This is a genomic window from Nocardiopsis listeri (genome assembly GCF_020741345.1).
GTDB classification, from domain to species: Bacteria; Actinomycetota; Actinomycetes; order Streptosporangiales; family Streptosporangiaceae; genus Nocardiopsis; species Nocardiopsis listeri_A.
The window spans coordinates 1-8,209 of the sequence record NZ_DYZD01000285.1; the positions used below are offsets into that span (position 1 = coordinate 1).

General features: G+C 70.2%; 6 protein-coding genes and 1 pseudogene. 2 read left to right on the plus strand and 5 right to left on the minus strand.

The window, feature by feature from the left end; genetic code table 11:
- Positions 1-367: 367 nt before the first annotated feature.
- A complete protein-coding gene (gene groL, locus K8V84_RS15170; RefSeq protein ID WP_304075323.1) occupies positions 368-1,996 on the plus strand; it encodes a chaperonin GroEL in 1,629 nt (542 codons plus the stop codon).
- 99 nt (positions 1,997-2,095) lie between these two features.
- On the opposite strand, the gene K8V84_RS15175 is transcribed toward groL, so the two are convergent.
- From K8V84_RS15175 to K8V84_RS15195, 5 genes are all read right to left on the minus strand, one after another.
- Positions 2,096-2,563 (minus strand): NUDIX hydrolase, encoded by a 468-nt coding sequence (locus K8V84_RS15175; protein WP_304075326.1) that lies wholly within the window; start codon positions 2,561-2,563, stop codon positions 2,096-2,098.
- Positions 2,564-2,662: 99 nt separating this feature from the next.
- Positions 2,663-3,415, minus strand: a complete 753-nt coding sequence (locus tag K8V84_RS15180; RefSeq protein ID WP_304075329.1) for a cyclopropane-fatty-acyl-phospholipid synthase family protein — start codon at positions 3,413-3,415, stop codon at positions 2,663-2,665.
- 247 nt (positions 3,416-3,662) lie between these two features.
- Positions 3,663-5,447: an ABC transporter ATP-binding protein gene (locus tag K8V84_RS15185; RefSeq protein ID WP_304075334.1), complete on the minus strand. Its 1,785-nt coding sequence runs from the start codon at positions 5,445-5,447 to the stop codon at positions 3,663-3,665.
- Positions 5,448-5,482: 35 nt separating this feature from the next.
- On the minus strand, positions 5,483-7,216 hold the full coding sequence (locus tag K8V84_RS15190) for an ABC transporter ATP-binding protein (RefSeq protein WP_304075332.1): 1,734 nt from the start codon (positions 7,214-7,216) through the stop codon (positions 5,483-5,485).
- A gap of 240 nt (positions 7,217-7,456) precedes the next feature.
- On the minus strand, positions 7,457-7,885 hold the full coding sequence (locus K8V84_RS15195) for an NUDIX domain-containing protein (protein WP_304075333.1): 429 nt from the start codon (positions 7,883-7,885) through the stop codon (positions 7,457-7,459).
- Between the two features lie 135 nt (positions 7,886-8,020).
- On the opposite strand from K8V84_RS15195, the pseudogene K8V84_RS15200 reads away from it, so the two are divergent.
- Positions 8,021-8,209: pseudogene (locus K8V84_RS15200) on the plus strand (toxin); the annotation flags it as partial.

Here is an 8,209-nt window from a genome sequence, read left to right on the forward strand (position 1 = left end):
ACCTTCGTCGCCGTCACCGAGCCGGGCGACGGCGACGACGGCGGGGACGAGGGCGGCGAGGGCTGACCTCTCCCGACGCCGCCTCGACGCGCCGCTCCTCCCTGCGGAGGGGCGGCGCGTCCGCGTCCCGGCCGGGCGGCGCCGACGCGCCGTGTCCGCTCCGCGCGGAGGGTTAGCACTCTCGGGGTCAGAGTGCTTATGATGAGCTGGCACTCGGTGCACGGGAGTGACAGCCCCCGCGCACTGGGCCCTGAACATTCCGGCCCCGTGAGGGCGTCGGCGCCGTGGGACATGAACACGGAGTCGGCTCCCGTCCGTCGCGGGCACTGGGCCGGGTGGACATCACAGACACGGGAGAGATTCCACAATGGCCAAGCTCATCTCTTACGACGAGGAGGCCCGGCGCGGCCTCGAGCGGGGAATGAACCAGCTCGCCGACGCCGTCAAGGTCACCCTCGGCCCCAAGGGTCGCAACGTCGTGCTCGAGAAGTCCTGGGGCGCCCCCACCATCACCAACGACGGCGTGTCGATCGCCAAGGAGATCGAGCTCGACGATCCCTACGAGAAGATCGGCGCCGAGCTGGTGAAGGAGGTCGCCAAGAAGACCGACGACATCGCCGGCGACGGCACCACCACCGCCACCGTCCTCGCCCAGGCCCTGGTCAAGGAGGGCCTGCGCAACGTCGCCGCGGGCGCCAACCCGATCGCGCTCAAGCGCGGCATCGACCAGGCCGTGGCCGCGGTCTCCGAGACCCTGCTCAAGCAGGCCAAGGAGATCGAGACCAAGGAGCAGATCGCCTCCACCGCCGCCATCTCCGCGGCCGACGAGGCCATCGGCGAGCTCATCGCCGAGGCCCTCGACAAGGTCGGCAAGGAGGGCGTGATCACGGTCGAGGAGTCCAACACCATGGGCCTCGAGCTGGAGCTCACCGAGGGCATGCGCTTCGACAAGGGCTTCATCTCGCCGTACTTCGTCACCGACGCCGAGCGTCAGGAGACCGTGCTCGAGGATCCCTACATCCTCCTGCTCTCCTCCAAGGTCTCCTCCGTCAAGGACCTGCTGCCGCTGCTGGAGAAGGTCATCCAGGCCGGCAAGCCGCTGGCGATCATCGCCGAGGACGTCGAGGGCGAGGCCCTCGCGGTGCTCGTGGTGAACAAGCTCAAGGGCTCCTTCAAGTCCGTAGCCGTCAAGGCCCCCGGCTTCGGCGACCGCCGCAAGGCGATGCTGGAGGACATGGCCATCCTCACCGGTGGCCAGGTCATCGCCGAGGAGGTCGGCCTCAAGCTGGAGACCGCCGGTCTCGAGCAGCTCGGCCAGGCGCGCAAGATCGTCGTCACCAAGGACGAGACCACCATCGTCGACGGTGCCGGTGACGCCACCGCCATCGCCGGTCGCGTGAACGAGATCCGCAACGAGATCGAGCGCACCGACTCCGACTACGACCGCGAGAAGCTCCAGGAGCGCCTCGCCCGTCTGGCCGGCGGCGTGGCCGTCATCAAGGCCGGTGCCGCCACCGAGGTGGAGCTCAAGGAGCGCAAGCACCGCATCGAGGACGCCGTCCGCAACGCCAAGGCCGCCGTCGAGGAGGGCATCCTGCCCGGTGGTGGCGTCGCGCTGCTGCAGGCCAGCGTCCCCGCCTTCGAGAAGCTCGAGCTGGAGGGTGACGAGGCCATCGGCGCCGACATCGTCCGCCGCGCCATCGCCGAGCCGCTCAAGCAGATCGCGATCAACGCCGGCCTCGAGGGCGGCGTCGTGGCCGAGAAGGTCAGGAACCTGGAGCCCGGCTTCGGTCTGAACGCCGCTTCCGGTGAGTACACCGACCTGTTCAAGGACGGCGTCATCGACCCGACCAAGGTCACCCGTTCGGCTCTGCAGAACGCGTCCTCGATCGCCGGTCTGTTCCTGACGACCGAGGCCGTCATCGCCGAGAAGCCGGAGAAGGCCGCCGCTCCCGCCGGCGACCCGACCGGTGGCATGGGCGGCATGGACTTCTAAGAGGTTCAGAAAGTCCTGCGGGTCCGGCATACGCGACCTCGCCCGCGACGACCGGGCGGCCCTTCACGGGGCCGCCCGGTTTCGCCGTTTCCGGGGCCGTCAGGCGAGAGCGTTCCGCTGATCGAGCCACTCCCGGACCGCCGCCTTCACCTGTGGGGTGAGGTCACTTTCGGAGTGTTCCTCGGCCGGGAACCACCGGAAGTCCGTGTGCTCTCGCGACAACCGCACCGGTGCCCCCTCATGTGGTCGTGCGAACGTGAACTGGCGTTTGCGCTCGCCGTGCCGTGAGTCGTAGTCGAACCAGGTCACGAAGGGTTCCAACCGGAGTGGGACCCCCACGGGTAGTCCGATCTCCTCGTGCAGTTCCCGGGCCAACCCGTCGAGGAGGGTCTCGCCCGGTTCCACTCCACCCGAGGGCAGGCTCTCCGCCCCGGGGAAGGAGGTCTCGTCGTCGCGACGGCGCAGGAGGAGGATTTCCCGCCCGGCGTCCCGATGAACGATCGCGCCCGCCGAGAACCCCTCGATCCCCGACCGCCGGGCGTCGTCGACGAGTGCCCGCGTGTCCATGTGCTTCCTCACCGGGAGCCGGTCGGCTCCCCTGGGAACGAGCATGCGTGCGCCGGGAGGCGCGCGCAAGCGGAACCGGGAACCTGTGGACGAGCGCTCTCAGACCCGAAGGAGGGTCAGGTGGGCGAATCCGAGCAGGTCCCGGCCGTGCAGACGGAGTCGCAGGTGGGCGTCGGTGCGCCGGACGACCTCGTCGAAGTCGGGGGAGTCGGGGTTGTCCCGGATCCAGTCCTCCATGCCCCAAGCGTTGCCGTTCTCGAAGTGGTCCCACTCGTCCACCGTGGCCTCAGACAGGGAGTACAGCCGGAAGCCGTGGGAGAGCGCGAAGTCGACCAGGTCGGGCAACGGCCGGTACTGGTCACGGGGGATCACCGCCATGGAGGCGATCTCCTCATCGGAGGGCGGGCGCCTCCAGTAGCACTCACCGAACAGCACCCGGCCACCCGGTCGCGTCAGGTCGGCCAGGGCGGTGAGCGCGTTTCCGGTGTGGGCGACGGGATCGCCGCCCCACACATGGGCGGCGCCCACGTTGAACACCACGTCGGGGGGTGCGCCCTTCCACACGCCGACGTCCCCGACCTCCAGCTCCACTCGGTCGGCCAACCCTCGTGCCTCGGCGCCGGCCCGACCGTGCCGGATGTTCTCCTCCCCGAGATCGATGCCGAACCCGGTGGCCGTGGGTTCGGTGCTCAGAGTGCGAAGGAGGAGTTCGGCCCAGCCACAGCCCAGGTCCACCACGTGGTGCCCCTCCAGGGAACCGAGTGAGTGGATCAGGCGCGCGGCCCGCTCGTCGGAGAGCGGACCGTTGAAGTCGAGGTCGCGGTACATGGGAGGAAGCGCCGGGGAGGTCATTCGAGCAGTGTCCTTCGCCCGGAAGGGCCCGTCCAGTGTTTTGCCGCGCCCGGTGGGCCGAGATCGTCTCCAAGGGCGGCGTGGGCATCGACCGTGAGGAGAAGCCGTGGGGACGGGCGCACGCCCCTGCCCCACGTCACCATCGTGGACTTCGGAGAGAGGATCCGGTTTCCGGAGCCCTTCGACCTGGAGATCGACACCTCACGGTTCCCCCGTCCCGACCAATGGCCTTCGTGGGTTCGCCGGCCTAGGTATCGCCGTGCCAGGCGTGCCACAGACGGGCGTACGAACCCCCTCGCGCCAGCAGCTCTTCGTGGGTGCCGAGCTCGGCGACCGTTCCGTGTTCGACCACGGCGACGCGGTCGGCGTCATGGGCGGTGTACAGGCGGTGGGCGATCGCGACCACCGTGCGGCCGGACAGGACACCGGCCAGGGAACGCTCCAGGTCGCGGGCGGAACGGGGATCGATCAGGGACGTGGCCTCGTCCAGTACCAGGACCTGGGGATCGGCGAGCATGACCCGGGCCAGGGCGAGTTGTTGCACGTGCGCCGGGTCGAGACCGTCCTGCCCCGAACCCACCTTCGTGTCCAGACCCTCCGGCAGGGAGCGCACCCAGGCGTCGGCGTCGACCGCCTCCAGGGCCCGCCACAGGCGGGCGCGGTCGTCGTCCTTCTCGTCGAGGGCCAACGCGAGGTTCTCGGCGATGGTGCCGCGGAAGACATGGCTCTCCTGGCTGAGCAGGATCACCCGCTCGCGACGTTCTTCGAGGGAGAGGGACGCCAGGTCCACCCCGCCCACACGCACACTGCCGGAACCCGGCAGGTGTACCCCGGCCAGCAGCTTGCCGAGGGTGGACTTGCCCGCACCACTGGGCCCCACCATGGCCAGTCGCTCGCCCGGGCGCAGATCCAGGTCCACGCCGTGCAGTACCTCGACACCGGGGGCGTAGCCGAACCGGACGTCACGGATCTCCACGGTTCCGGGTTCACGGGGCTCGGGCTCCGCTCCGGGACGGGTGTCCTCGGCGGCGAACCGCACGCCCAACAGCCGACGTAGCGCGGTGAAGCCCACCATCACGTTGTCGACCTGGTCGATCATGTGGTCCAGCGGCTTGGACATCTGCACGGTCAGGAAGACGGCCGTGGCGATCTGCCCCAGGGACAGATCGCCCTGGATGAACAGCCACCCCGAAACCAGGAACGTCGTGGCCGCGGCGGACAGATAGGCGAACTCCAACGGCGGGTACCACATGCAGCGCAGCCACAGCGTGTACCGCTCGGCGGCGTAGGTGCGACGAACGTCGGAGTCGGTGCGCAGGTCCTGCCACTCCTGGCGGCCCAGCGCCTCCAGGGTGTGCGCGCCCTCCACCGTGTCGGACACGCCCTGGGTGAGCCGCGAGTACGTACTCATCTCGGCCAGGTAGCCGTCCGCCGCCCGGCGGGCGTACCAGCGGGAGGTCACCCAGATGAGCAGGGCTGACGGCGCCCACGCGAGAAGGAGCGCCGGGTGCAGCACGGCTTGCGCCACCAGGATGACCAGCACGGTCGTCAGACCGGTGGCGATCACCGGCACCGACCGGCGCACCATGAGGCTGAGCGAGTTGATGTCGCGTCCGGTGCGGGAGACCAGGTCACCGGTGCCCGCGCGTTCCACGGTGCCGAGGGGCAGCCGCAGGACCGCGTGCACGAACTCCTCGCGCAGTTCGGCCAGCAGCCCCTCACCGAAACGGATCGACTGCGACACCGCACCGAGCAACAGCGCGGCGTTGACCAGTAGGGACGCCACGATCAGCAGAGCCATGACGTCCACGCGCGCCGGGGCGGCGCCCTCGCGAACGGCGTCCACGATCATCCCGAGCATCCAGGGGGCGACCAGCGCCGAAGCGGTGGCCAGGGCGTACAACGTCACCACGAGGAGCAGAAGCGGGCCGTGCTCGCGTCCGGCCCGGCGCAGCCGCACCCAGACCGCGGAGACGGGCGCCACGGGCAGCGCCGTCGACTCGATCGGCGTGGTGGGCGGCCCGTCGGACATCGGTCCGGTGGAGGTCGGGGGTTCGTCGATGCGGGTCATACCTTCTCCTCCGTCGTCTCTCCCGTCGCGCGCAGGACGGTCGCGGCGTACGCGTCCACGCGGAGCAGCTCCCGGTGGGAACCCTCGGCCACCACACGCCCGGCCTCGACGAACTGGACGTGGTCGGCGCGGTCGAGCAGCAGTGGGCTGGTGGTGACCACCCCCGTGGTGCGGCCGGAGCGGGCCTGGGCGAGCCGTTCGGCGATGGCCGCCTCGGAGTGGGCGTCCACCGCGGAGGTGGGTTCGACCAGCAACAGCACCTCGGGCTCCATGAGCAGGGCACGAGCGAGCCGGAGTCGTTGCTGTTGGCCTCCGGAGTACTCACGGCCGCGTGCGGTGAGCTCCGCGTCGAGGCCCTTCGGGGACTGGGCGAGCACGTCCTCGGCCGCGGCGGCCCGGATCATCGCGGTCAGTTCCTCGTCGGAGCGGGCACCGCGGGGGTCGAGTTCGGCGCGCAGCCGGCCGGAGAACAGGTGGGCGTCGTTGCCGGCGACCAGGACGCGATGGCGTACCTCCCGCAGGGGAAGGTCGCGCAGCCGGACGGAACGATCGCCGACCAACGCGGCGCCCTCTCCGTCGTCGTGGTAGCGGCCCAGCCGTTCGACGAGGGAGGTCGTGTCGGAGTGGTCGGCGCAGACGACTCCGGTGACCCGGCCGTGGACGATCCGCACCCCACTGGTGGGGTCGTGCAGGTCGCAGGGGCCACCGGGGGGCCGTGCGGGAGACCGGGGATCGGGCAGGTCGTGGTCCAGGCTCAGGACCCGCACCACACGGGAGGCCGCGACCCGGGCGGTCACCAGGTCGGAGAAGAACCGCATGAAGAAGCGCACCGCCGTGGCCAGGGCGCCGGTGTAACCGTAGAAGGCGACGAGTCGACCCACGGTGATCTCGCCGACCAACGCCAGTCGGGCGCCGTACCAGACGATTCCCACCAGCAGCAGCCCCGGATACAGGGTGCGGGTGGCCTCCAGGGCCGCGTCCATCCATCCGACGCGGACCCCGGCGGCACGCACCCGCTGGGACTCGGCCCGGTAGCGTTCGCCCACCGAACGTTCGCCGCCCACCCCGCGCAGGACCCGCAGTCCGGCGACCAGGTCGGTGGCTCTGGTGGTCAGGTCGGCCTGCCGGTCCCGGTGCGTGCGCGTCCGATGGTTGAGCGGCCGTAGCAGCGGACTCATACCGACGACGATCACCGGTACCGCGACCAGCGTGATGAGCCCGAAGGTGACGTGCGAGGTCAGCATCAGGAAGCCGACCAGCAACACCGAGACCACGGAGGAGACCATCAGGTCGGAGCGTTCGAAGAAGTCGCCGATGCGGTCGATGTCGTCGGTGCCGACCGACACCACCTCGCCTGTGGGAAGCCGCCGGGTGAGGGTCGGTCCGAGGCGGGAGGAGCGGCGGGCGACCAGCTGCACCGTGCGGTAGGCGGAGGCGTACCAGTTGAAGCAGGCGGCCCGTTCGAGCAGGGGGACGAGGGAGGCGGCCACCAGGGAGCACAAGGCGATGAGGGCGAACCAGTACAGCAGGGTGTGGAGGTTCCCGGCGGCCAGGTCCGAGTCCAGGGCGGCGCCGAGCAGGTAGGACACCAGGATCGTGCACAGGACGTAGACCGAGGTGATCGACGAGGACCACAGCAGGGAACGCCACTCCCGCCGGGCCAGCCAGAAAAGGTAGTGGTCGGCCGAACGGTGGTCGGGTGTGCCCGGAGGCTGAGGTAGGTGGCGCACGTTCAGGGACTTTAACCAGGCGATCCGAAGGCGGCCACCGATTTTCTCGCGTCCAGGTTCGGGGCCGGGGAGGTTTCCGGGTGATTCCGGATGTCGCCGGCCGTGGTGGGAGGGGAAGGTCGGGTCATGGACGAAACCGGCCCCCGGGCGGTCCGGGCCGACGACCCACCCCGACCGAACCTGTTCCTGCGCGACACCGGTTCCTGGTCGAGGAGGGCCCCGACCCCGTGGAGGAGTCGGTCAGGTGACCAGACCGCGGGCGTGGAGCAGCCCCACCAGGTCGCGGACGGCGGGGGCGCAGCGTTCGCGTTCGGCGTGGCCGATCCACACCAGCTCGATGATCTCGTTGTCGGCGACGATCTCCCCGTCGTGCTCTGCGGTGTAGCACACCAGCTCCACGCGGGTCCCCGGCGCCTGGCCGTGCGCCTCCTGGTCGATCACCGCCACGCGTTCGAACGTGCCCGGGCGCAGCACCACGCTGACCTCCTCCAACGCCTCGCGCGCCACGGCCTGCTCATCCGTCTCACCCGGCTCTCGCTTGCCGCCGGGCAGGTACAGCCGGTCCCGGTCCTCAGGGCGAACGCACAGCAGGCGTCCGTCACGTACGTGGACCCAGGAGAGCGCCTCGATGACGGGGGACGCTTCGGTGGTGGAGGAGGTCGAAGACATGTGGCCACTTTAGGCCGGATCGGGATCGGGCCGTTCGCCGATCGCGGGTGGGGCGAAGCACTGAAATCCGGGGTGCCGGCGGTAGTCCACTCGCGCGTCCCACGGAAGGCGTGCCACGGCACAGATCGGACGCACATGACCCTCTTCAGCACCGGAACCGAACCCGGAATCGGCCCCGAGCCCGCCGGTGAGACCCCCCGAACACGGATCACACCGCTGCTCTCGGAGAGCGTCTGCGGTGGTATCCCACTCCAGACCGCTGAGCGGCGGCGGGCCCGAGAACGCGCCTACAACCTCTACAGCGCGGCCATCGGCGCCTGTCTG